25 protein-coding genes are annotated in these 22287 nt (G+C 39.5%); 1 reads left to right on the forward strand and 24 read right to left on the reverse strand.

Translation table 11 applies throughout. The features are described from left to right. Positions 1-33: 33 nt before the first annotated feature. From radC to VAHSUH02_RS07205, 5 genes are all read right to left on the reverse strand, one after another. On the reverse strand, positions 34-732 hold the full coding sequence (gene radC / locus VAHSUH02_RS07185; RefSeq protein ID WP_005382587.1) for a RadC family protein: 699 nt from the start codon (positions 730-732) through the stop codon (positions 34-36). 102 nt (positions 733-834) lie between these two features. After that, a complete protein-coding gene (locus VAHSUH02_RS07190) occupies positions 835-1404 on the reverse strand; it encodes a Maf family protein (RefSeq protein WP_005377410.1) in 570 nt (189 codons plus the stop codon). Continuing rightward, positions 1401-2018, reverse strand: a complete 618-nt coding sequence (locus VAHSUH02_RS07195) for a hypothetical protein (RefSeq protein WP_005382586.1) — start codon at positions 2016-2018, stop codon at positions 1401-1403. Before VAHSUH02_RS07195 ends, VAHSUH02_RS07190 begins: the two co-directional genes overlap by 4 nt. Positions 2019-2156: 138 nt before the next feature. Further along, positions 2157-3362 (reverse strand): acetate/propionate family kinase, encoded by a 1206-nt coding sequence (locus tag VAHSUH02_RS07200; RefSeq protein ID WP_005382585.1) that lies wholly within the window; start codon positions 3360-3362, stop codon positions 2157-2159. Positions 3363-3365: 3 nt separating this feature from the next. Then, positions 3366-3929: a hypothetical protein gene (locus VAHSUH02_RS07205; protein ID WP_005382584.1), complete on the reverse strand. Its 564-nt coding sequence runs from the start codon at positions 3927-3929 to the stop codon at positions 3366-3368. Positions 3930-4125: 196 nt separating this feature from the next. Here VAHSUH02_RS07205 and VAHSUH02_RS07210 point away from each other — a divergent pair, with 196 nt between their 5' ends. Then, on the forward strand, positions 4126-5331 hold the full coding sequence (locus VAHSUH02_RS07210) for a tRNA(Met) cytidine acetate ligase (RefSeq protein ID WP_038148626.1): 1206 nt from the start codon (positions 4126-4128) through the stop codon (positions 5329-5331). Between the two features lie 99 nt (positions 5332-5430). On the opposite strand, the gene pyrR is transcribed toward VAHSUH02_RS07210, so the two are convergent. From pyrR to VAHSUH02_RS07300, 19 genes are all read right to left on the reverse strand, one after another. Beyond that, a complete protein-coding gene (pyrR, locus tag VAHSUH02_RS07215) occupies positions 5431-5952 on the reverse strand; it encodes a bifunctional pyr operon transcriptional regulator/uracil phosphoribosyltransferase PyrR (RefSeq protein ID WP_005382582.1) in 522 nt (173 codons plus the stop codon). A gap of 11 nt (positions 5953-5963) precedes the next feature. After that, positions 5964-6881, reverse strand: a complete 918-nt coding sequence (locus VAHSUH02_RS07220) for an RluA family pseudouridine synthase (protein ID WP_005377413.1) — start codon at positions 6879-6881, stop codon at positions 5964-5966. Then, the gene (gene lspA / locus VAHSUH02_RS07225; protein ID WP_071605757.1) at positions 6882-7340 is read right to left on the reverse strand and encodes a signal peptidase II; all 459 of its coding nucleotides are present in this window, start codon (positions 7338-7340) and stop codon (positions 6882-6884) included. A gap of 90 nt (positions 7341-7430) precedes the next feature. After that, the gene (locus VAHSUH02_RS07230; RefSeq protein ID WP_005377422.1) at positions 7431-7595 is read right to left on the reverse strand and encodes a DUF362 domain-containing protein; all 165 of its coding nucleotides are present in this window, start codon (positions 7593-7595) and stop codon (positions 7431-7433) included. 492 nt (positions 7596-8087) lie between these two features. Then, entirely contained in the window at positions 8088-8351 is a 264-nt protein-coding gene (locus VAHSUH02_RS07235) for a SemiSWEET family transporter (RefSeq protein WP_004696474.1), read from the reverse strand. A gap of 240 nt (positions 8352-8591) precedes the next feature. Beyond that, complete coding sequence (locus tag VAHSUH02_RS07240; protein ID WP_005382580.1) at positions 8592-9890, reverse strand: SLC13 family permease; 1299 nt, start codon at positions 9888-9890, stop codon at positions 8592-8594. A gap of 39 nt (positions 9891-9929) precedes the next feature. After that, positions 9930-10187 (reverse strand): hypothetical protein, encoded by a 258-nt coding sequence (locus tag VAHSUH02_RS07245; protein WP_016475812.1) that lies wholly within the window; start codon positions 10185-10187, stop codon positions 9930-9932. Between the two features lie 197 nt (positions 10188-10384). Further along, positions 10385-11506, reverse strand: coding sequence for a methylmalonyl-CoA decarboxylase subunit beta (gene mmdB, locus VAHSUH02_RS07250; RefSeq protein WP_005382576.1), 1122 nt, complete (start codon positions 11504-11506; stop codon positions 10385-10387). A gap of 73 nt (positions 11507-11579) precedes the next feature. Beyond that, positions 11580-11963 (reverse strand): methylmalonyl-CoA decarboxylase subunit gamma, encoded by a 384-nt coding sequence (mmdC, locus tag VAHSUH02_RS07255; protein WP_038148624.1) that lies wholly within the window; start codon positions 11961-11963, stop codon positions 11580-11582. Between the two features lie 97 nt (positions 11964-12060). Next, on the reverse strand, positions 12061-12228 hold the full coding sequence (gene mmdE / locus VAHSUH02_RS09695; RefSeq protein ID WP_005377348.1) for a methylmalonyl-CoA decarboxylase subunit epsilon: 168 nt from the start codon (positions 12226-12228) through the stop codon (positions 12061-12063). Positions 12229-12251: 23 nt separating this feature from the next. Then, entirely contained in the window at positions 12252-12596 is a 345-nt protein-coding gene (gene mmdD, locus VAHSUH02_RS07260) for a methylmalonyl-CoA decarboxylase subunit delta (RefSeq protein ID WP_038148622.1), read from the reverse strand. A 73-nt stretch (positions 12597-12669) separates the two neighbouring features. Continuing rightward, on the reverse strand, positions 12670-14199 hold the full coding sequence (gene mmdA / locus VAHSUH02_RS07265) for a methylmalonyl-CoA decarboxylase subunit alpha (RefSeq protein ID WP_005377385.1): 1530 nt from the start codon (positions 14197-14199) through the stop codon (positions 12670-12672). Positions 14200-14235: 36 nt separating this feature from the next. Then, the gene (gene mce, locus VAHSUH02_RS07270; protein WP_005377395.1) at positions 14236-14658 is read right to left on the reverse strand and encodes a methylmalonyl-CoA epimerase; all 423 of its coding nucleotides are present in this window, start codon (positions 14656-14658) and stop codon (positions 14236-14238) included. A gap of 51 nt (positions 14659-14709) precedes the next feature. Continuing rightward, positions 14710-15648 (reverse strand): methylmalonyl Co-A mutase-associated GTPase MeaB, encoded by a 939-nt coding sequence (gene meaB, locus VAHSUH02_RS07275; RefSeq protein WP_005382571.1) that lies wholly within the window; start codon positions 15646-15648, stop codon positions 14710-14712. A gap of 79 nt (positions 15649-15727) precedes the next feature. Continuing rightward, entirely contained in the window at positions 15728-16123 is a 396-nt protein-coding gene (locus VAHSUH02_RS07280) for a cobalamin B12-binding domain-containing protein (RefSeq protein ID WP_005380683.1), read from the reverse strand. Positions 16124-16150: 27 nt separating this feature from the next. Then, positions 16151-17797: an acyl-CoA mutase large subunit family protein gene (locus VAHSUH02_RS07285; protein WP_005377383.1), complete on the reverse strand. Its 1647-nt coding sequence runs from the start codon at positions 17795-17797 to the stop codon at positions 16151-16153. Between the two features lie 28 nt (positions 17798-17825). After that, positions 17826-19328: an acetyl-CoA hydrolase/transferase family protein gene (locus tag VAHSUH02_RS07290; protein ID WP_005382567.1), complete on the reverse strand. Its 1503-nt coding sequence runs from the start codon at positions 19326-19328 to the stop codon at positions 17826-17828. A 370-nt stretch (positions 19329-19698) separates the two neighbouring features. Beyond that, on the reverse strand, positions 19699-20967 hold the full coding sequence (locus tag VAHSUH02_RS07295; protein ID WP_005382565.1) for an O-antigen ligase family protein: 1269 nt from the start codon (positions 20965-20967) through the stop codon (positions 19699-19701). A 9-nt stretch (positions 20968-20976) separates the two neighbouring features. After that, positions 20977-22284 (reverse strand): bifunctional folylpolyglutamate synthase/dihydrofolate synthase, encoded by a 1308-nt coding sequence (locus VAHSUH02_RS07300; RefSeq protein WP_005380652.1) that lies wholly within the window; start codon positions 22282-22284, stop codon positions 20977-20979. Between the last annotated feature and the right edge of the window lie 3 nt (positions 22285-22287).

Genomic DNA, 22287 nt, shown 5'->3' on the forward strand with positions numbered 1-22287 from the left:
CCTTCATTACATCATCATTCCATTTTACCACAACTAGCTTAATTTACCAATTTCACTCAAGCTTGTAAACTCGCCATCACCAATGACGATATGGTCTAAGACTGGAATGCCCATAAATTGTCCAGCACTAACAAATAACTTGGTAACACGTATGTCATCATCACTTGGTCTACTATCGCCGGATGGATGATTGTGAATCAAAATAATAGCGGCCGCATTACAAGCAATGGCTTTTCTAAAAACAGCCCGTTGTTCTACAAGACTCGATGTGAGGCCTCCATTAGATATGGTCTCAATGTGAATTAATTTATTCCGAGACGTCAACATAGCCGCTAATACATGTTCTTCTGTTTCATGGCGCAAGCGTTCCATTACATATTGAGCGATAACATAAGGCTGAGAAAAATCTTCGTATGTAGAGGTGATTTTTAACTCACCCAAACGCCGCCCTAACTCTACAGCAGCACAAATAGTAACCGCTTTATCGATACCAACGCCCTTAATTTTTACTAAATCATCTACGGTCATACGGTTTAGCCCATAAATGCCATCTGTGAAAGAATCGATAATCGTATGTGCTAAATCAATTGATGATTGACCTTTTAAACCGGTACGTAATAATATAGCCAATAATTCTTCCATCGCCATTTGTTTAGCCCCTAGGGCAACGAATTTTTCACGTGGCCGTTGAAATGGCAACATATCTTTTACGCTGATAGTTTTGACTTGCATTGAATTTCTCCATTCTTACAATACATAAACAAATCAGCCTCATATTTCTACCATAACATTAGAATATCTATTTGATGTGTTAACATGACCATCAATATTAATCTAAGACTTTACACCTAATGCTTTACATAATTCTTCGTATACATGTTCTACAGGCAACCCTACAACATTTGTATAGGACCCTTCAATCTTATCAACCCACAAAGCGCCCTTTCCTTGGATGCCATAGGCTCCAGCCTTATCCATCGGTTCCATGGAGTCGATATATGACTCGATTTCAAAATCCTGCAGCGTTTTAAAATATACCTTTGTTTCATTGTGAAAGACGATTTCGCGTCCCTTAATGAGTAAGGCTACACCGGTAATAACAGAGTGAACTTGACCAGATAATGTACGAAGCATTGTACGTGCCTCATCCTTACTATGCGGTTTCCCTAGCACCTTTCCATCAAATACAACAATTGTATCAGCACCTAGTACGATGCTACCATCAGGCACATCATTTGCGCAGCGCGCTTTACCAAGAGCTTGTGCTTTCACCATTTCAATAGGATCTGTAATCACTACATTATCTTCTACATAAGAACTAGTAACAACAGTATGGTCTATACCCACTTGATGCAATAATTCCGTTCGTCTTGGTGATTGACTTGCTAAATATAATCCACTCATTCTTGTTCCTGTTCTTCCGCACTTTTAATTAGACTATCATAATATTCCTTAACATCGATGCCTTGTTTTACTGCATCAGCACGTACCGTGGCATAGAAAATAACATCCGCTTCTGGCACGCGCACACGATTAGGTACAAACTGTTCTAGTGTTTCATAGAATGCATCCTCTGCTTTCAACATAACACGGCCATATTGAACCTTTTTCCCTTTAGTAATGGAATATACCATGAACCAAATCGGTCTATCATCGGAGGTAGAACACTTTCTATATTTATAGCGATAACGTAAATTCGTTAGAAAATCGCGATTATACGCATAAATGCCATCAATATCATCATATTTTACAGAAAATGTACGTTTTCTAAAAAAGGATTTTTCTTTGATGATAAATTCAGAATCCGTCAATATATATGTATAGCGGCTCACAGCTTGTTTAACAATGACAATGAGCGCCATGATTTCTATGAAATATTCTGAAAGTAATATATGGCCCTGCGCAATACTTCTATAGGTGGTAAAAACCATAGCCCCCACCAACAAAATAACAAATACCACTACTAATAATTCTGCACTACGGGTGCGCTGAGATTGTTCACTATATAAAATATTCATACGTAACCCCTTTCAAAAGACTCTGCATACTATTTATTATATAGGATTCAGCTCTGAAAAACTACAAAAACCCCGCCTATATCTAAGATATAAGCGAGGTTTGTATGTAATAGTTTAAACAACTATTAATAGGTTATATTATTTTTTCAAAGCGCTTGTAATACGTTGAGTATCGCGAGCGATCATGATTTCTTCGTTTGTAGGAATTACGAAGATTTTAACTTTGGAACCTTCAGCACTGATTTCTTGTTCTTTACCACGAACATTGTTGCGTTCAGGGTCGATACGTGTGCCAAGGTATTCTAAACCATTGCAGATTGCATCGCGGTTACCGATACCGTTTTCACCGATACCAGCTGTGAAGATGATAGCATCAACACCGCCCATAACAGCAGCGAAAGCACCGATTACACGACGAACTTTGTAATGGAACATGTTAAGAGCCAATTTAGCTCGTTTGTGGCCATTAGCAGCCGCTTCTTCGATTACGCGGAAGTCATTGGACACACCGGAAATACCCAATACGCCAGACTCTTTGTTCATTACTTTGTCGACTTCTTCATAGGACATGCCTGTTTTATCCATCAAGAATGGAACGATAGCAGGGTCGATATCACCAGTACGAGTACCCATGATCAAGCCAGACAATGGAGTGAAGCCCATTGTAGTATCGATGGAACGACCACCTTTGATAGCGGATACAGAGGAACCGTTACCCAAGTGACATGTAATGATGCGAAAATCAGACATATGTTTACCCATCAATTCTGCGCAACGTTGTGCTACATATTTATGGGATGTACCATGGAAACCATAGCGACGAATGCCATAGTCTTCATAGTAGGAGTAAGGAAGCGCATACATGTAAGCTTCTTTAGGCATTGTTTGATGGAATGCAGTATCGAATACAGCAACTTGTGGTACGTTTGGCATGATAGCTTGGCAAGCTTCGATACCTTGAATGTTTGGTGGGTTATGCAATGGAGCAAGAGCCGCACATTCTTCCAATGCTTGCATAACAGCAGGTGTAATCAATACGGAATCAGCGAATTTTTCACCACCATGTACTACACGGTGACCAACTGCATCGATTTCATCCATAGATTCAATAACACCGAACTCTGAATCTACCAAGATGTCGAGCAAGATGCGTAATGCTTCTTTGTGATTCAAAATTGGTTCAACGCGTTCTAATTTGTCTGCGTTTGGACGTTTATGAGTGAAGATAGCGTCTTGATCACCGATCTTCTCAAATAAACCTTTCGCCAATTCAGTTTCGTTTGTCATATCAAGTAATTGATATTTCAAGGAAGAACTACCGCAGTTAACTACTAATACGTTCATTGATTAACCCTCTTTCTTTTGCGTAACGTAAATCTTATCTTTAATTTGTTTGCTGATATCAGCGCCTATTTGATCATCCGTAGGATATCTATAGGTTATATTCCACAATACGCCCTTATCCATAAAGACATATTGAGAGAAACTAGTTTTAATTTTGTTAACGTAAAAATCACCAGTAATGAGCTGTGCTTGCACCCCATTTAAATCGATGGATTCCACATTAACAGTAGCTCCCAATTTTGCATATTCAGATTTCTTTTGATCCACAAACTGTGCAACCGTTGGCAACGCTTTATTCGGTGCCGGTTGACGGGCCTCTACAGAAATCAACATATGTTGGCTTAGGCTACCATACGCATCCATAGGATATCCATCAACACTCGTCGTTTCTGATGTTTTCCCCATTTCATATGGCAAGGCTACAGTCACTTCCGATTGACCGGAACGAATGACTTGATTACCAAAGCTATATATATCCATCACATTATCGGAACCACATCCGGCTAAAGCCAATAAGGATGCACCTAACACGATGGTCTGTAACGCTCGTTTCCACTGTACTTTCATCAAATCACCTCACGTCAAATCAGAATTCACAGATAATTATACCATTACACCGCCTCCCATTCTAGTACTTTCACAAGAAATTCTATAATTACTAACAAGAAGGCCAAAAATTCCATACATTACACATGCCACCCATTATATAAATTCTTTAATTTATTATATAATAATAGAAAATAAACCTATGAAAGGAACTACGATGAAATCAATCGGTATTATTTGTGAATACAATCCGTTTCACAACGGCCATGAGCATCAATTACATACATTACGTACTACCTATCCTGATGCATTGCGTATCGCCATTATGAGCGGTTCCTTTGTACAGCGGGGCGAGCCTGCGTATTTTAGCAAATTCGACCGTGCTCGATGGGCTATTCATGGTGGTGCCGACGTCGTTATCGAATTACCTACTATTTATTCTCTAGGCAGTGCAGAACTATTTTGTACCGGTGCGGTGCGACTTATGAAAGCGCTACACATTCATAGCATTTCCTTTGGATCTGAGCTTGACGATAATGCCACATTGCACACAGCCGCTGAATTTCTAAATACGCCACAAGGACAAGATGCCATTCAACACCATATAAAAACTGGTGTTTCTTATGGTACAGCATTACGCCAAGTGATTGCTAAGTATGTACCAAATGGAGAACTCATTAACAATGCGCCAAACTCACTACTAGGCCTTGAATATATTCGCGCTGCCCAACGGTATTTCACTGATCTTATGGTCATTCCCATTACTAGACAATCATCACATCATAGTCCTACCCTCTCTCAAGGCCAAGATTTTCCTTCTGGGACCGCATTACGTAAGGCACTCGTAGAAGGCACAACCATCGATGCCTATGTACCACATGCTATCATAGATGATATGCACAAGATCATAGCACATGATGTCTTTGTGGACTACGAAAGATACAATGATATTCTGCATGGCCTCAATCGCTTACTTTCAGCTGCAGAATTAGAAACATATGGAGATTTTACGGAAGGCATTGAACATCGTTGGCACAAGGCTATGCAGCAAGTAAGCTGGACACACGCACTGGAAGAGATAAAGACAAAACGATATACCTATGCAAGACTACGTCGCATGGCAGCCTATACGGCGCTACAAATCACTAAGCCCATATTACAAGAAGCTCATATACTAGGTCCTCAATACGCGCGATTATTAGCATTTAATCAGCGCGGTCGCACGTGGTTAAAGCACAATACACCGAGCATTCCGCTTATTCAAAAATGGGCCAAAGCAGCAACAATGGTTTCCGATTTTGGTCGCCGAATGATGGAAATCGATACGAAGGCTACTGATCTACAGGCTTATAGTTTTAAAGCCCCTATGGCGCGCACTGGGCACGAAGATTTCCGCTATTCCCCACAATATATTGAAATATAGGTTATAACAATATAGCCTTAACATATTATATTTCCCTACCAAAAAGACTCGACCATGTACGTCGAGTCTTTTCATATGTCGATTTGTTATATCTACCTATTATTGTTCAATAGTTACGCCATCAGAGCCATCTAATTCTTGAACCTGTACGCGTACCTTTTCCAAATGAGACGTAGGGATATTTTTCCCCACATAATCAGCGCGTATAGGCAATTCTCGATGGCCTCGATCTACCAATACTGCTAGTTGAATAGATTTAGGACGACCAGATGTCATCAATGCATTTAAAGCAGCACGAATGGTACGACCTGTATACAAAACATCATCTACTAAGATAATGGTTTTTTCTGTAGTATCAATAGAGCAAGGTTCCCCTTCCTTAGGTCGCGTATCCCGATCATCGCGATACATAGCTACATTTAAAGGTTCACACTCAATATGAAGGCCTTCAATAGCTTCAATTTCACTTTGCAGTCGTTTAGCTAGCATAACGCCACGTCGTTCAATACCAACAATAACTGCATTTGAAAGCCCCTTATTACGTTCTAATATTTCATGACTAATACGTCTAATGGCACGTCTAATGGCGTCTCCATCCATTAAAATACGTTTTGTTTCCATAGTCTTATCCCTTATCTACGTTCTCTATATTCCTTAGCGAAGGCGATACAATTTTGAAAGTCCTCCGGTACAGGTGCTTCAAAATGCATAGGTTCACCTGTAATTGGATGCACCACATCCAATGTATGAGAATGAAGTGCTTGTCCATCTATAGGGAAGTCCATGCGGCGATATCCATAAAAAGGATCGTTAACAACTGGATGTCCAATATGAGCAAAGTGAACGCGAATTTGATGAGTACGCCCCGTCTCTAACACACATTCCACTAATGTATGATATCCATAACGTTCTAACACTTTAAAATGAGTCACTGCTTCCTTGCTGTTTTCAAACACTACAGCCATTTTCATGCGGTCTTTAGGATGTCTACCGATAGGAGCCTTAATAATCCCCTTTTCCTCCACGATATTGCCTTGAACGAGAGCTAAATATGTTCGTTTAGCGCTGTGTGCTTTTACCTGTTCCGCTAAACCAATATGAGCTGCATCATTTTTAGCAGCCATCATGACACCAGATGTATCCTTATCTAAACGATGTACGATGCCAGGGCGAATTTCACCATTAATACCAGATAAGTCCTTACAATGGTAAAGCAAAGCATTCACTAGCGTTCCTGAGTAATTACCAATTGCTGGATGTACAACCATGCCACGAGGCTTGTTGACGATAATAATATCATGATCTTCATAAAGATATTCAACAGGAATATCCTCTGGTAAAATTTCTACCGATTCTGGTTCTGGAATATCTACAGAAATAGTGCTATCTGCATTAAGGCGTAAGTTAGCCTTACCAACCTTGCCGTTTACCAAAACATGACCAGATTTGATAAGGCTCTGGATATAACTACGAGAACCTTCCATCACATCCGTCAGAAATACATCAAGACGTTTTCCCTCTTGTTCCAATGATACTTTATATTCGTTCATCTATTTCTCCTCATGTTCAGATGTTAGTAAATAATATATGACACATACAACGCCTACACATATACCGATATCTGCAATATTAAAAATAGGCCAAATTCTAAAATCAAAAAAGTCTACTACCCCATGTAGTACATATCGATCTATGCCATTACCTATGGCTCCCGCAATCAACAATGCCGTTCCTACTCGTAATGAAAGTGGACCATTATTAACACGTTTACAATAGAAGCCATATACGATAATTAATACAAAAGCAACGGCTAGAAAGAACCACCGCTGATTCGTCAACATGCCAAAGGCTGCACCGCGATTAATAATATACGTAAGATGGAATACATTGTGAATAACAGGTAGTGATTCACCAAGAGCAAAATGGTTCATCACATAATATTTAGAAGCTTGATCCAATACAAGCCAAATGATTGCAATTAAATAAAACAAGTGATACTCCCTTTTAATAATATATATCTTAATAGTCCTATTATACTAAGTTACATGATTTTAGGCAAAATAAAAAGCCCCTCAATGAGGGGCGTATTTTATTTGTGATTACTCAGCGGAAATTACAGATACTGGGCAAACGGATTCGCAAGAACCGCAGTCGATGCAAGTATCGTTGATTTCGTATTTAGTTTCGCCTTCAGAAATAGCAGCAACTGGGCAAACAGATGCGCAAGAACCACATTTAATGCAACCATCAGCAATAACTCTCATGATAAACCTCCATAGGAACATTATAAAAGAAAACTTATTATTATCATTTAAAAAGGCACTTGCCTTAACTTCTGTTCTCATTATCACACAATAATAATTGAAAGTCAAACGAAAATGATAAAATTTTGTATATTATTTTGCATAACAATTGTTCCTTTTTATCATATAAAGTCTATGTTTATCATGATTTTGATATTTCTTTTCATTTATATATTCAAATATATCTTTCAATAATTGAGAATGCACCAATTATCATTTTTATCAAAATACGTAGTAATATACTAGGAATTCAATTATCAATATTTATTATCATAAAAACTATTTTTTTATTACAACAGATTTAACGCTTATCTATATTTCAATCTAACATATAAACTTCACTCTAAAAAAGGCCGAATCATACGATTCGACCTCATTTATATTTATAAAGTAAAGTAATATCTTTACTATTATTCACTATATAACAATAATACTATTTTTTTCTTATAGCACTTAGAAAGATGTTAAGAATGTTAGTGTACCTAAAATAACGCCTGCAAGGTTTGGTACGATTAAAATATAATCACGTTTAGGTGATTTTGTCCAACCATATAATACCCAGATCAAACAGGATACTGCTGCAAATAATGGTTGCCATGGTTGACTAGGTTGACCATGAAGATTAGCAATTATTTGTGGGATATAGGCTAAAAATACAAATACACCAATAAATGCACCAATAGAACCAACTAACATGTTAAATCTTTCTTTTGTCATAGATGACCTCCATATTCAACATTACATTATTATATCTTACACAATATACTATATCATATTTTTTTCGATGTAGTCAATTGTGTAAAATTAATCATGCAAATTAGTTTAATTCATATTGCTTTTGATTACACTTATATGTAATCTATATTAAAATCATATAGGCTAAAATCATAAAAAACGAGGCCGAATCTTACGATTCGACCTCGTGTGTGCTTGTATAGTAGAGTAACCTATTCCCTATTATTTACCAGGGAAGAATGGCCATACCATTGGAATGATAATTAAGCTTACTACGAAGCAAACTAAACTCAATGGAACGCCGGCTTTTACATAATCAGTAAATTTGTATTGACCAGGGCCAAGTACTAATGTATTTGGAGGTGTACCTACAGGTGTACCGAATGCACAAGATGCAGCAACGCCGATAGCCATCAATACGGCATGAGGGTCAGCATGCATACCTTGAGCAATGGAGATACCGATAGGAGCCAACAATGCACAAGATGCTGTGTTAGACATAAATTGAGTCATAACACAAGACAAAATAAACAATACTGCTGTTGCAAAGTAAGGGCTAGGGTCAGAACCCATAATACCGATAACTGCATTAGCAATCATTTTACCTGCACCAGATTGATCTAGTGCAGTAGCAACTGGCATCATACCTGCAAATAAGAAGATTGTAACCCAGTCAATGGATGTATAAGCTTGTTTTTCGTTCAAGCAACCAGTCAATACGCAAAGCATTGCGCCAATAACGGCAACCATGCTCAATGGTAAGTTAATACCATAGCCTTTTAGGAAGTCACCTAAAATCATAGCGATGATTACGCCTAAAAGAATAAGACCAGAATATAATTGTTTCTTAGGATCGTTAGAAATATCTTCAGCAGCTACTTCTTGTTCAACGTCGCCAGCATCTTGAATTTCATGTTTAGGAAGCAAATGCTTACCAATTAACATCATAAAAATAATAGTAGCGATAGTCAAAGGAATACCGATCCAAGCAAATTCGAAGAACCCAAATGGTTGTTCACCAAATTTAGTCAATGTACCACTTACAATGATGTTTGGTGGTGTACCAACCATTGTAATGATACCACCAATACCAGCAGCAAATGCTAATGGCATCAATTGACGAGAAGCAGGAATCTTCGCAACAGCACAGATACCTACAACTACTGGAAGTAATGCAGCTGTTGTACCAGTGTTAGATAAAAATGCAGACATAGTTGCAGTAACAACCATGATGGCAAGCATCAAACCGTTTTCACTAGTGCCTGCATGGGAAACTACGGTTTCACCAATCTTTTGAGCTAAACCTGTGTAAAATAACGCAGCACCAACAACGAACATGCCGGCGAACAACACAACTGTACTATCAGATAAACCAGAGAATACAACCTTAGGAGTAATAATCCCCATAAGGCCAAGGGCAATTGCACCGCCTAAAGAAGTGATAGCTAAAGGAATAATTTCCGTAACGAATAAAACAGCCATGACTGCAAGGACGATTAAGGTTTGTTCTGCAGCACCCATACATCATCATCTCCCTTCAGAGAAATGCACTGATTGTAGTTATATGAGGTATAAAACATAGCCTACGATACTAATAGCACAAGCCATTAAAAATGTAACCCCATATCCCTCTATAGTTTTGGGATAACCAAAAAGTAATGCTTCTCCTAGAAATCCTCGGCGATTAAACCAAGAATATTTAGTTCTTCTTTGGAACCATTGTGATTTGCGTTCAACACCAATAATCAGTGCAGTAACTAAAAAAACAATAAATGCCCATACGAAACAAATCAGTATTTTTAATTCAATTGATAACAAGATGACCACCTCTACTATTTTGAAAGCACTAGAAGGTTATTTAGTGAAATTCTTGCTCATCACATAATGACCGATCTGACAAAGCATTTATTGCTAATATACCCCTTTTCTGTATGTTTACATACAATATAAGGGATTTTTTATTCACCAATAGGTGTACCTATATAGGCACACCTTGGTGAATAATTATTAAACTATTAGTGGCTGGACAACATAGCAAGCATTGTACCTGCTGCTACTGCTGTACCGATTACACCAGCTACGTTAGGACCCATGGCATGCATGAGCAAGAAGTTTGCTGGGTTAGCTTTAGCACCTACTACTTGGGATACACGAGCTGCCATAGGAACTGCGGATACACCAGCAGAACCAATAAGTGGATTTGTTTTACCACCATCAACTAAGCTCATTAATTTACCAAATAATACGCCACCAGCTGTACCACCGATGAATGCAATCAAACCTAAGCAGATGATAAGGAGAGTTTGCAAACTTAAGAAGTGTTCCGCACTCATTGTTAAACCAGTACCAGTTGCTAAGAAGATAGTAACAGTATTGATCAACGCATTTTGAGATGTATCGGACAAACGTTCAGTTACACCAGATTCACGGAACAAGTTACCTAACATCAACATACCTAAAAGGGATGTAATGGAAGGAAGCAATAAAGAAATGAAGATTGTTGCAACGATTGGGAATACGATTTTTTCAAAACGTGTAACTTCACGCAATTGTTCCATTACAATTTCACGTTCTTTTTGCGTAGTGAATAATTTCATTACAGGTGGTTGAATCAACGGTACCAAGGACATATAAGAATATGCGGCAACCGCGATAGCACCTAATAAATGAGGAGCTAGTTTAGTAGCTAAGTAGATAGATGTAGGACCGTCTGCACCACCGATGATGCCGATAGCTGCAGCTTCTTGAGCTGTAAAGCCGAGCATCATAGCGCCACCTAACGCAACGAATACGCCGATTTGTGCAGCAGCACCTAACAACAATGTTTTAGGGTTAGCAATAAGCGGACCAAAGTCAGTCATTGCACCTACACCAAGGAAAATTAGAGGTGGGAAGATTTCTTGAGAGATACCAGCACTAATAAGCGCCATAACGCCTTCTTCGAAGCCGTTACGAGGGATATTAGCAAGTACACAACCAAACGCAATCGGACCCAACAATAATGGTTCAAACTCTCTAGCAAATGCTAAATACAATAGGATCAAACCTACAAGAATCATAATAGCATTGTATGTTGTAAATGCGAGGAACCCGCTATCATTTATAACAGATTGAATCGCAACAGCAAAAGCCTCCATATGCGTTCCCCTTTCACAAATATTAAATTGTTATATGACGCGGCGCAGCCGCGCCATAAGACAACACTTGGTATTAGCCAAGAACAACCATATCATCGCCAGTGGATACAGTTTGGTTAGCAGCTACGCGAACTTCTGCAACTACAGCATCATGAGGAGCTGCGATTTCGTTTTGCATTTTCATAGCTTCAAGAATCAACAAAGTTTCGCCTTTTTTAACTGCTTGACCAGCGGATACTGCTACAGATAGGATTTTACCAGGCATTGGAGCTTTTACAGTTTCAGCACCTGCTGGAACTGGAGCTACTGCTGCAGCTGGAGCTGGTGCTGGTGCAGGAGCTGCTTTAGGAGCTGCTGCTGGAGCTGCTTTAGGAGCTGCTGCAGGAGCTGCAGCTTTTACTTCATTAACTTCTACATCATATGCTGTGCCATTTACTGTAACGTTGAATTTTTTCATCTTAAATTCCTCCAAAATGTGTATATCTACACAATACTTAAATTTCATTTACACATATAGTTCTGATAATCCTATCGATTACCTAAAAACGTTAATCTTATCGATTACCGCGTAAGCGACCTTCCATTTTCCAATTGTAGCTTACGATTGGACGGATATGCGCGATTTGATCAGCGGAATAACCCATTGCCGCTAATGCGCCAACGATAACTGCAACAACATCTTGAGATGGTGCCTTACCGTTAGCTTTTGTAGCATTGCTCATGACAAATGCCTCCTAAAAAAATATTAATTTCTACCGCTTAAACGACCTTCCAAGCGCCATTTAGCACTAGTTGCTGTAGGTCGAATAGATGCAATTTGTTCAGATGAGTACCCCATCGCCACAATGGCACCCACGATAGCTGCTACTACTTCATCCTCATTTTGAGCAGATGCACTTGGTGTAGCCACTGGAGTAGCTGCAGGAGCTACAACAGGAGCACTTGCCGGTGCCTCTTTTTTCTTTTTCGTAGGGTCAATCAAATGAACGATTGTCATCAAAACGCCTAAAAGAATCAACACAACAAATACAACTGTCATATTAATGGCCATGATTAACCAGGGATTGGTAGTAACTGCTTGTCCTTCCATAATCATTCCCCTTTCTAAAAAATAAATAAAGAAAGGTATCTCCCAAATTCGATGATATGATTACCGAATCGAATTATAATGGAATATTACCATGTTTCTTTGGAGCACGGTTTTCACGTTTACTTGCAAGCATAGCCAACGCATTGATAACAGCTGGACGAGTTTGTTTTGGTTCGATTACAACATCAACGAAGCCACGTTCTGCAGCTTTGTAAGGAGTTGCGAATTCTTCTACGTACTTAGCTGTTTTAGCGTCTTTATCTTCATCTTTTTTGAAGATGATGTTAGCTGCACCAGCAGGACCCATTACAGCGATTTCGGATGTAGGCCAAGCGTATACTTGATCAGCGCCCAAATCTTGGGAACACATAGCGAGGTAAGAACCACCGTATGCTTTACGAGTGATAACAGTAATTTTTGGTACTGTTGCTTCAGAGTAAGCATACAACATTTTAGCACCATGACGAATGATACCGCCCCATTCTTGATTTGTGCCAGGCAAGAAACCAGGAACGTCAACGAAGTTAACGATTGGAATATTGAAAGCATCACAGAAACGGATAAAACGGGAAGATTTATCAGATGCGTTGATGTCCAAGCAACCAGCCATTACTTTAGGTTGGTTAGCAATGATACCAACAGATTGACCATCAAAACGTGCGAAGCATGTAATGATGTTTGTAGCATAGAATGGTTGTACTTCATAGTATTCGCCATTATCTACAGTAGCTGCGATAACATCTTTCATGTCGTAAGGCATGTTGCTGTTATCAGGTAACAAGCTGTTTAAGCCTTCATCTTCACGAGTTGGGTCATCACCTGTATCTACCAATGGAGCATCTTCCATGTTGTTAGAAGGTAAGAAACCTAACAAGTAGCGGATTTGAGCGATGCAATCATCTTCATTTTCAGCTGCGAAGTGAGCAACACCAGACACAGAGTTGTGAGCCATTGCGCCACCAAGATCTTCAGCTGTTACTTCTTCACCAGTTACAGATTTAATAACTGCAGGACCAGTGATGAACATTTGAGATGTGTTTTTAACCATGTAGATGAAGTCAGTCAATGCTGGAGAATATACAGCACCGCCTGCACATGGTCCCATGATTACGGAAATTTGTGGAATAACGCCAGATGCATTTGTATTTTCAAAGAAAATTTTACCGTAACCAGCAAGAGCATCTACAGCTTCTTGAATACGAGCCCCGCCGGAATCATTGATACCAACGATAGGAGCACCCATTTTCATTGCTAAACGTTGTACTTTAACGATTTTAGCAGCGTGCATTTCACCAAGAGAACCACCTTCTACAGTGAAGTCTTGTGCGAATGCATATACCAAACGACCATCGATAGTACCATAACCAGTTACTACACCTTCGCCTGGTAATTCTTTTTTGTCTTGACCGAAGTTAACACAACGATGTTTAACGAATTGATCAAGTTCAACAAAAGAGTTGTCATCGAATAATTTAGCCAAACGTTCACGAGCAGTCATTTTACCTTGAGAATGTTGTTTCTCAACGCGTTTTTCACCGCCACCAGCTTTAACTTTTGCTAGTTTTTCGTGCAACAACTCAATTTTTTCTTGCACTGTTTGCATGTCAGCACCTCCATAAAAACTTGTTACAATAATATTTTATTTCATTCGTTGACAAAGTTCAAGTAATACGCCACCTGTAGCTTTAGGATGAACGAATGCAATAGAGGAACCGCCAGCACCATAACGAGGTTTTTCGTCAATCATACGAATACCTTTCGCCATAAGATCAGCAATAGCATTTTCAATATTATCTACACGCAAAGCAACGTGTTGGATACCATCACGACCGCCATTTTTTTCGATGAATTTACCGATAGGGCCGTCTGGAGTAGTAGTTTCCAAGAATTCTAATTCAGCATCGCCGCATGGGAAGAAGGATACTTTTACTTTTTGTTCTTCTACTACTTCATCTTCAGGAAGATGTTGAATTCCCAAAGCATTTTTGTAAAATTCTTTAGTTGCTGCTAAATCATTAACACCAATACCGATGTGATCCACTTGTAATACTTTAAAAGCCATTTCGATTATCTCCTTTATAAGGCTAAATCTCTAATGCTATGTAGTCGCCGTCTACTTTAGCACGTTTGTCATTACGCCGTTAACAACTGTATATGGATCGTTTGCACGTTCATTGACAGCTGCCACTTGGCTATTAAATTCGTCGCTTGTAATGATTTTATCAGCTACATAACGACCAATTTGTTCATTAATCATTGCGATGATTTCATCGCGAGTACGTTCTGCCCGACGAGATTCCAATTCACCGGAATCTTCAAGATACTCAAAATGTTCATCTAAGGCTTCGATAAGTTCATCTACGCCTTGGTCTTTACTAGCAATTGTGCGCTTAATTGGTGGGCGCCATTTTACTTCACGAGAATCTAGGTCAAGCATCATTTCAATTTCAACATTCAAACGATCGCAACCATCTCGGTCAGCTTTATTGATAGCAAATACATCGCCGATTTCAAGAATACCCGCTTTAATAGCTTGGATATCATCACCGAGACCAGGAACAAGAACAACCAATGTAGTATCTGCATTTTTTACGATATCTACTTCAGATTGACCTACGCCTACTGTTTCAATGATAATCAAGTCCATGCCAAAGGCATCCATTAATTTTACAACGTCTGCAGTCTTTTTGGATAAACCACCTAGACTACCACGCGTCCCCATGCTTCGAATGAATACATTTTCATTTAATGTCAAATCATTCATTCTAATACGGTCCCCCAATATAGCACCACCAGAGAATGGGCTTGTTGGGTCGATGGCAACGATGCCGATTTTTTTACCTTGATCTAGATAATGTTTAACAACCTTATCTGTCAAAGTACTTTTACCAGCACCAGGGGCACCAGTTATACCGAGAATACGTGCATTACCCGTTTTAGGGTAAATTGCCTTCATAATATCGATGGCATTTTCATACTCGTTTTCTACAGCAGTGATGGACCGTGCTAAGGCTAGTCTTGAGCCTTCAAAGAGGCCTTTAACTAAATCCATTCGCCTCACCACCTATCTTAGAATATGGGAATAGAGGGGAGCCAACCATTCCAGTTGAGCCCCTCTCTTGCCCAGTTAATTATTTTACGTTTTCCTTGATGAAGTCTACGATATCACCAGTTGGAGTACCAGGTGTGAATACAGCTGCTACGCCAGCTTTTTTCAAGCCAGGGATATCAGCATCAGGAATAACGCCACCGCCGATTACTAATACATCGCCCATGCCTTTTTCTTTCAAAAGTTCAACAATTTTAGGGAACAATGTGTTGTGAGCGCCGGAAAGAAGGGATAATGCAACTACATTAACGTCTTCAGAAAGTGCTGCTTCTACGATTTGTTCTGGAGTTTGACGAAGACCTGTGTAGATTACTTCGAAACCAGCATCGCGAAGTGCGCGTGCTACAACTTTTGCACCACGGTCGTGACCATCAAGACCTGGTTTTGCTACGATTACTCTAATACGTTTTTCTGCCATGATAATTACCTCCGAAATTAGCCGATATTATAATGTGGAATGAGCTTGGTATTCACCGAATACTTCGCGCAATACATTACAAATTTCACCCAAAGTAGCATATGTTTTAACTGCTGCAAGAATTAATGGCATCAAGTTAACGTTTTCGTCAGCTGCGCCAGCTTTCAAATCAGCTAAAGCTTTGTCAACTGCTGCTTGATCGCGGTTAGCGCGAACTGCTTGAGTTTTCTTAGCTTGGTTTACACCTACGGAAGCGTCTACGCGAAGCAAGTCTTTTGGAGCTTCTTCTTCAACTTGGAATTTGTTTACGCCAACGATTGTGCGCAAGCCAGATTCAACTTCCATTTGCCATTTGTAAGCGGATTCTTGGATTTCTTTTTGGATGTAGCCTTTTTCGATTGCTACTACAGCGCCGCCCATTTCATCAATTTTCTTGATGTAAGCCATAGCTTCGTCATAGATAGCGTTAGTCATAGCTTCTACATAGTAGGAACCGCCCAATGGGTCAACTACGTCTGCTAAACCAGATTCGTAAGCCACGATTTGTTGTGTACGAAGAGCTACTTGTACAGATGCTTCTGTAGGAAGAGCCAATGCTTCGTCACGGGAGTTTGTATGTAAGGATTGAGTACCGCCCATTACAGCAGCTGCAGTTTGAAGAGCAACACGAACGATGTTGTTATCAACTTGTTGTGCAGTCAACATGGAACCAGCTGTTTGAGTATGTACACGAAGCATCATGGATTTTGGTTTTTTAGCACCAAAACGTTCTTTCATGATAGTTGCCCATAAACGACGGGATGCGCGGAATTTAGCAACTTCTTCAAGTACATTGTTATGAGCATTCCAGAAGAAGGAAAGACGACCAGCGAATGTATCAACATCAAGACCAGCTTTCAAAGCTGCTTCTACGTATGCGATACCATCAGCAATTGTAAATGCGATTTCTTGTGCTGCTGTGGAACCTGCTTCACGGATATGGTAACCGGAAATGGAAATTGTATTCCATTTTGGAACGTATTGAGAGCAATATTCAAAGATATTAGTGATCAAACGCATGGATGGTTTTGGAGGGAAAATGTAAGTACCACGAGCTGCGTATTCTTTCAAAATATCATTTTGAATTGTACCTTTCAATTCTGTGGAAGGTACGCCTTGTTTTTCAGCTACTGCGATATACATTGCCAACAAAACGGATGCTGGAGCGTTGATTGTCATAGAAGTGGATACTTTGCCAAGGTCGATGCCGTTGAACAAGATTTCCATATCTGCCAAGGAGTCAATCGCTACACCTACTTTACCAACTTCGCCTTCAGCCATAACGTCATCAGAGTCATAACCGATTTGTGTAGGTAAGTCGAATGCACAGGAAAGACCAGTTGCACCGGATTCGATAAGGTAACGGTAACGTTTGTTAGATTCTTCAGCTGTTGCGAAACCAGCATACATACGCATAGTCCAGAAACGACCACGGTACATTGTAGGTTGTACGCCACGAGTATATGGATATTCACCAGGCATACCCAAATCACGTTCATAATCAAAGCCTTCAATATCAACTGGTGTATACACGCGGTTGTATTTCAAGTTTTGACGTTCTGGAGTTTTTACACACTTTTCGTCACAAAGTTTATTGTACTCAGCAATTTGGGCTTTAAGGTTTTCGTAAGCCATGTTTTCATCATCCTCCTAAAAAAACAGGTTATTTTTTCATGCTTCCAGTTTCTGTGAAGCGTTTATGCCAAGAAAGAGCTTCGTCGAGCAACATTGGTGTATGGGCATTTTTAGTTGCAACGAGTGCTTTTTCGAGGTATTCAGTTAACATTGGTTTGTAGTCTGGGTGAGCACATTTTTCAATGATCAAACGAGCTCTTTCCACTGGGCTCAAACCACGGCAGTCAGCAACACCTTGTTCTGTACAGAAAATCATAGTGTCATGTTCTGGGTGATCCACATGAGATACATATGGAACGATAGAACTGATGTCGCCACCTTTTGCAACGGAATTAGTACAGAAAATAGTGAGATATGCACTACGTGCAAAGTCACCAGATCCGCCAATACCGTTCATCATTTTGCTACCCATAATATGAGTAGAGTTTACATTGCCAAAAATATCAAATTCGATAGCGGTATTCATGGCAATGACACCAATACGGCGAGCAATACCAGGGTTGTTGGAAATTTCTTGTGGACGAAGAATAATCTTTTTACGATATTCATCGATGTTATTATAGAAACGTTTCAACCCATCTGGAGAAGGACTTAATGCAGTACCGGAACATACAGTTACTTTACCTGCATCGATTAAGTCAAACATACCATCTTGGATTACTTCTGTATAAATGGACAAATCTTTGAATGGGCCTTGAGCCAATCCGCTGATTACTGCATTTGCTACAGAACCTACGCCAGATTGCAATGGAAGCAAGTTTTCAGGTAAACGACCTTCACCGATTTCTTGTTCAAAGAATTTGATAAGGTGTTGACTCATTGCTTTTGCATCATCATCGATAGGTGCCAAAGGTCTTGTAGTATCAGGAACATCGCAAGGAACTACTGCAATGATTTTGTCTGGGTCACAAGGAATTGCATCAGTACCAATACGATCACCAGCATGTTCCAATGGAATTGGTTTGCGATATGGTGGATCAAGTGGTTCGTAGATATCATGCATACCAACCAAAGATAATGGTTGAGATACGTTTACTTCTACGATAACTTTTTTAGCTTGGCTAACAAATGTTGGAGAGTTACCAACAGATGTTGTAGGTACTAAAGAGCCATCTTCATTGATTTGACAAACTTCTACGATAGCTACATCTAAATCACCAAAGAAACCATAGCGTACATTTTGCGCCATTGTACTTAAGTGCATATCAATGTATTTGATGTCGCCGCTATTTAAAGCTTTGCGTGTATCCCCATTTGTTTGATAAGGGAAACGACGGTTAATACCATGTGCACGTGTTAATGCACCGTCGGCTTCATCACCTACGGAAGCACCTGTCCATAAATCAATTTTGAATGGTTCTTTTTCCATTCGTTCAGCCAAAGCCAATGGTACAGCTTTTGCATAACCAGATGGAGTAAAGCCGGAAATACCAACTTTATCATTGTGGTTAATCATTTGAGCTGCTTCATAAGCTGTGACAATTTTGCCTTGGAGGGCCGCATTCTTAATGCGATCTTTGATGTCTATCATCGTACCATCTCCTTAAAATCACCTTGTTAAACGACAGTTGATCAATCTCTTGGTCTAAACCGTTCCTTAAACCAACGTCATCGTATGCTTTTACAATCGCATTGTCAACTTATATGCATAAAATGTATTTTTTGTCACATATTTATGGGTCATTATGACTAAAAGTCATGGATTTTCCATTTTTAGGATAAATTAAATTCACATCGTTATAACTCTCAGGAATTATAGATATATTTTTATAATTTCATATATATAGTAAAAAAAGAGTGAATCGAAGAATTTCTATACAATATATAGATTCTCTTCAATTCACTCTTATTTTAATTAGTATTATACATAACACAACAATTTCGATTTTTTTCGATGCGTTTTAATTATGATTGATTTTAGTCTGATTTTGTTGAACTTTCACAAAAGCACCTACCCATCCTAGCAATAACCAGAATGTAATCGTTACTTGGTGACTATATAATTCAAAATCGGACAAACCGCTCACAAGAACACCAACTGCTAAAGCACCGACACCGATGGAGGCAGCCTTACGGAACACATCACCTTTTAGACGTATAGAGGTAACCACATGACCTATTAATACAGTTATAAAGGAGATAAGTCCTGGTATGCCTATTTCAGCCAACATATTAAGGTATAAATTATGAGCGTGATACATCAATACATTAGGACCTTGAATATAATAATTATATTCTGGATATACTAAGTAAAATGTATTCCACCCAATCCCCCACACAGGATTTTCACGAACAATGTACATCGTGCTATCCCACAAGGCCCATCGTAAATCAGCCGATGTATCATGACCTTGGAATATAGACCAAAGACGAGTAGCAATTTCTCCATCATAAAAATATAGAATGATGGGGATGGCTAACAAGGATAATAATAAACGACGTTCTACAAAAATTCCCCAGTAAATAATCATGGCACCAAAACTGATCCATATGCCACGTGAATATGTTAATAGCATGGTAACAAAAAGTATTAATGCTATGGGAATCATCATGTAGATTTGTTTCTTATATTCCTCCGATAAGATTTTATCGGATAAGCCCTTCCAGTAAACCAATAAATAGCTAATACTAACGCTTAGAATCATCAACAAGTAAGCGCCCAACAGATTGGGATTCATCAATGTTGACGACATGCGTCGCATTAATTTTGGAAATTGGATGGCATCAACCCATTCCTTTATATGATGATTAGGAATAAAAATATATTCATAAGCACCTATGCAACAAACGAGAATCGCCGTTCCCAATGTACATTGAAGAAAATAACGCCACTGTTTTGGCGTACTAATATAGGTACGTACTAAATAATAAATACCGCCACCGGCCACAATCTGATAAAACCAACTTGTCAAAGCCCATTGCGCATTATCGGAAAGGGCAGCTGATACGCCCGTCCAAAGGACGAAAAACATAACAGTCCACGATAGCCATCCCGTAGGAAAGCTAAGACTACGACTTCGTATTAAATCGACAATGGCAAGCCCAACGGCCAACCACAAGAGCACATCCCCTACCATCGGTTGTAGAGGCATGGCAATAGCCACACCATAAATGAGTCGTTCAATATAAAACTTCAACTTTGTTTCCGTTGGAAATAATGAGTGTTCCATAACGATTACCTAGTGGCTCATACGGTTCTGTAACCAACCGCGAGCTTCGCCAAGAATATATAACGATCCACACACAACAATGATATCTCCATCTTGTGTCGATTGTAATGCTAAATCAAGAGCACTGCTCACAGAATCTTCTGTCTGTGCCACTACCCCTTTCACACATTGCCGAACGGTTTCTACCAATTTCTCTGGCACCTCTGTACGTGGTGTTGGTGCAGCCACTGCAATGACTGTATCTTTTGGTTTTACAACTTCATGAATAATCCCCATTTCATCCTTATCTGACAAAATAGCCATCACCATTGTTTTTGGCGTATCTCCAAATAATTCATGGTAAGTCATGCCGAAAGATTCTGCGCCGGCTGCATTGTGGGCACCATCAAATATAAATGTCCGATCCAACGTTTTTTTAATCTCAAAACGACCAGCCCAAGTGGCACGGGCAAATCCTTCGCGCATTGTTTCTTCACTAATAGTATCATCATGTTCCATAACTAGGCGTACAGCTTGTAATGCACAAGCCAAATTGACAGATTGATGAATCCCAGCCATCGTTGTAAATAACATAGCAGGCGGTGCGCCAATAGCACTGACCGTAATCAATTGCCCACCAGGCACTACACTACGGCTATCGATACCAAACTTTTTGTTAAACACATATAATGGAGCATGTTGTTCTTCAGCTGTCTCTTCAATGACCTTTAATGGTCCTTCTTGAGCGGCCGTTACAACAGGAACACCTTCTTTTATAATGCCCGCCTTATGCTTGGCAATCTCTTCAACCGTATTGCCACAATACGCTTGATGATCAAGGGTAACATTAGTAATAACGGAAACCACTGGTGTCACAACATTCGTTGAATCCAGTAATCCACCCAAGCCAGCTTCTACAACAGCATAGTCTACACCTTGTTCTTTAAAGAATAGGAATGCTGCGGCCGTTAGAATTTCAAATTGCGTAGGTGGCTCTACCCCATCAGCAATGATCTTATCTACGCCTTGTCGAACACAATCGATCAAGTTGCCAAAAGCGTCTTTGCTAATTTGAACATCATTAATTTCTATACGCTCCGTATAAGATTCAAGGTGAGGCGATGTAAATCGCCCCACCCGTAATCCACTGGTAAATAGAGCATACGAAATATAGGTTGTTACAGAACCTTTACCATTTGTACCCGTAACATGAATGATTTTATAATCTCGTTCAGGATTCCCCAACGCTTGCAATAATGCACGAATACGCTCTAACCCCGGTTTTATGCCAAAGGATGAGGTATCTTCTAAATACGTTAAGGCTTCTTCGTATGTCATATA

Origin of the sequence: Veillonella atypica KON, assembly GCF_002959915.1 — a bacterium.
GTDB classification, from domain to species: domain Bacteria; phylum Bacillota; class Negativicutes; order Veillonellales; family Veillonellaceae; genus Veillonella; species Veillonella atypica.

What these genes read in the sequence shown, in the direction of transcription:
- VAHSUH02_RS07190 (WP_005377410.1), bottom strand. Translation starts at nt 1,404, where the DNA reads ATGAGTGGATTATATTTAGCAAGTCAATCACCAAGACGAACGGAATTA.
- pyrR (WP_005382582.1), bottom strand. Translation starts at nt 5,952, where the DNA reads ATGGAAACAAAACGTATTTTAATGGATGGAGACGCCATTAGACGTGCC.
- VAHSUH02_RS07295 (WP_005382565.1), bottom strand. Translation starts at nt 20,967, where the DNA reads ATGGAACACTCATTATTTCCAACGGAAACAAAGTTGAAGTTTTATATT.
- mmdD (WP_038148622.1), bottom strand. Translation starts at nt 12,596, where the DNA reads ATGGAAGGACAAGCAGTTACTACCAATCCCTGGTTAATCATGGCCATT.
- mce (WP_005377395.1), bottom strand. Translation starts at nt 14,658, where the DNA reads ATGGCTTTTAAAGTATTACAAGTGGATCACATCGGTATTGGTGTTAAT.
- VAHSUH02_RS07220 (WP_005377413.1), bottom strand. Translation starts at nt 6,881, where the DNA reads ATGAACGAATATAAAGTATCATTGGAACAAGAGGGAAAACGTCTTGAT.
- VAHSUH02_RS07300 (WP_005380652.1), bottom strand. Translation starts at nt 22,284, where the DNA reads ATGACATACGAAGAAGCCTTAACGTATTTAGAAGATACCTCATCCTTT.
- VAHSUH02_RS07210 (WP_038148626.1), top strand. Translation starts at nt 4,126, where the DNA reads ATGAAATCAATCGGTATTATTTGTGAATACAATCCGTTTCACAACGGC.
- VAHSUH02_RS07290 (WP_005382567.1), bottom strand. Translation starts at nt 19,328, where the DNA reads ATGATAGACATCAAAGATCGCATTAAGAATGCGGCCCTCCAAGGCAAA.
- VAHSUH02_RS07230 (WP_005377422.1), bottom strand. Translation starts at nt 7,595, where the DNA reads ATGAGAGTTATTGCTGATGGTTGCATTAAATGTGGTTCTTGCGCATCT.
- VAHSUH02_RS07200 (WP_005382585.1), bottom strand. Translation starts at nt 3,362, where the DNA reads ATGAACGTATTAGTAGTTAACTGCGGTAGTTCTTCCTTGAAATATCAA.
- mmdE (WP_005377348.1), bottom strand. Translation starts at nt 12,228, where the DNA reads ATGAGCAATGCTACAAAAGCTAACGGTAAGGCACCATCTCAAGATGTT.
- VAHSUH02_RS07240 (WP_005382580.1), bottom strand. Translation starts at nt 9,890, where the DNA reads ATGGGTGCTGCAGAACAAACCTTAATCGTCCTTGCAGTCATGGCTGTT.
- mmdA (WP_005377385.1), bottom strand. Translation starts at nt 14,199, where the DNA reads ATGCAAACAGTGCAAGAAAAAATTGAGTTGTTGCACGAAAAACTAGCA.
- mmdC (WP_038148624.1), bottom strand. Translation starts at nt 11,963, where the DNA reads ATGAAAAAATTCAACGTTACAGTAAATGGCACAGCATATGATGTAGAA.
- mmdB (WP_005382576.1), bottom strand. Translation starts at nt 11,506, where the DNA reads ATGGAGGCTTTTGCTGTTGCGATTCAATCTGTTATAAATGATAGCGGG.
- VAHSUH02_RS07205 (WP_005382584.1), bottom strand. Translation starts at nt 3,929, where the DNA reads ATGAAAGTACAGTGGAAACGAGCGTTACAGACCATCGTGTTAGGTGCA.
- meaB (WP_005382571.1), bottom strand. Translation starts at nt 15,648, where the DNA reads ATGGATTTAGTTAAAGGCCTCTTTGAAGGCTCAAGACTAGCCTTAGCA.
- radC (WP_005382587.1), bottom strand. Translation starts at nt 732, where the DNA reads ATGCAAGTCAAAACTATCAGCGTAAAAGATATGTTGCCATTTCAACGG.
- VAHSUH02_RS07235 (WP_004696474.1), bottom strand. Translation starts at nt 8,351, where the DNA reads ATGACAAAAGAAAGATTTAACATGTTAGTTGGTTCTATTGGTGCATTT.
- VAHSUH02_RS07195 (WP_005382586.1), bottom strand. Translation starts at nt 2,018, where the DNA reads ATGAATATTTTATATAGTGAACAATCTCAGCGCACCCGTAGTGCAGAA.
- VAHSUH02_RS07285 (WP_005377383.1), bottom strand. Translation starts at nt 17,797, where the DNA reads ATGGCTTACGAAAACCTTAAAGCCCAAATTGCTGAGTACAATAAACTT.
- VAHSUH02_RS07280 (WP_005380683.1), bottom strand. Translation starts at nt 16,123, where the DNA reads ATGGCAGAAAAACGTATTAGAGTAATCGTAGCAAAACCAGGTCTTGAT.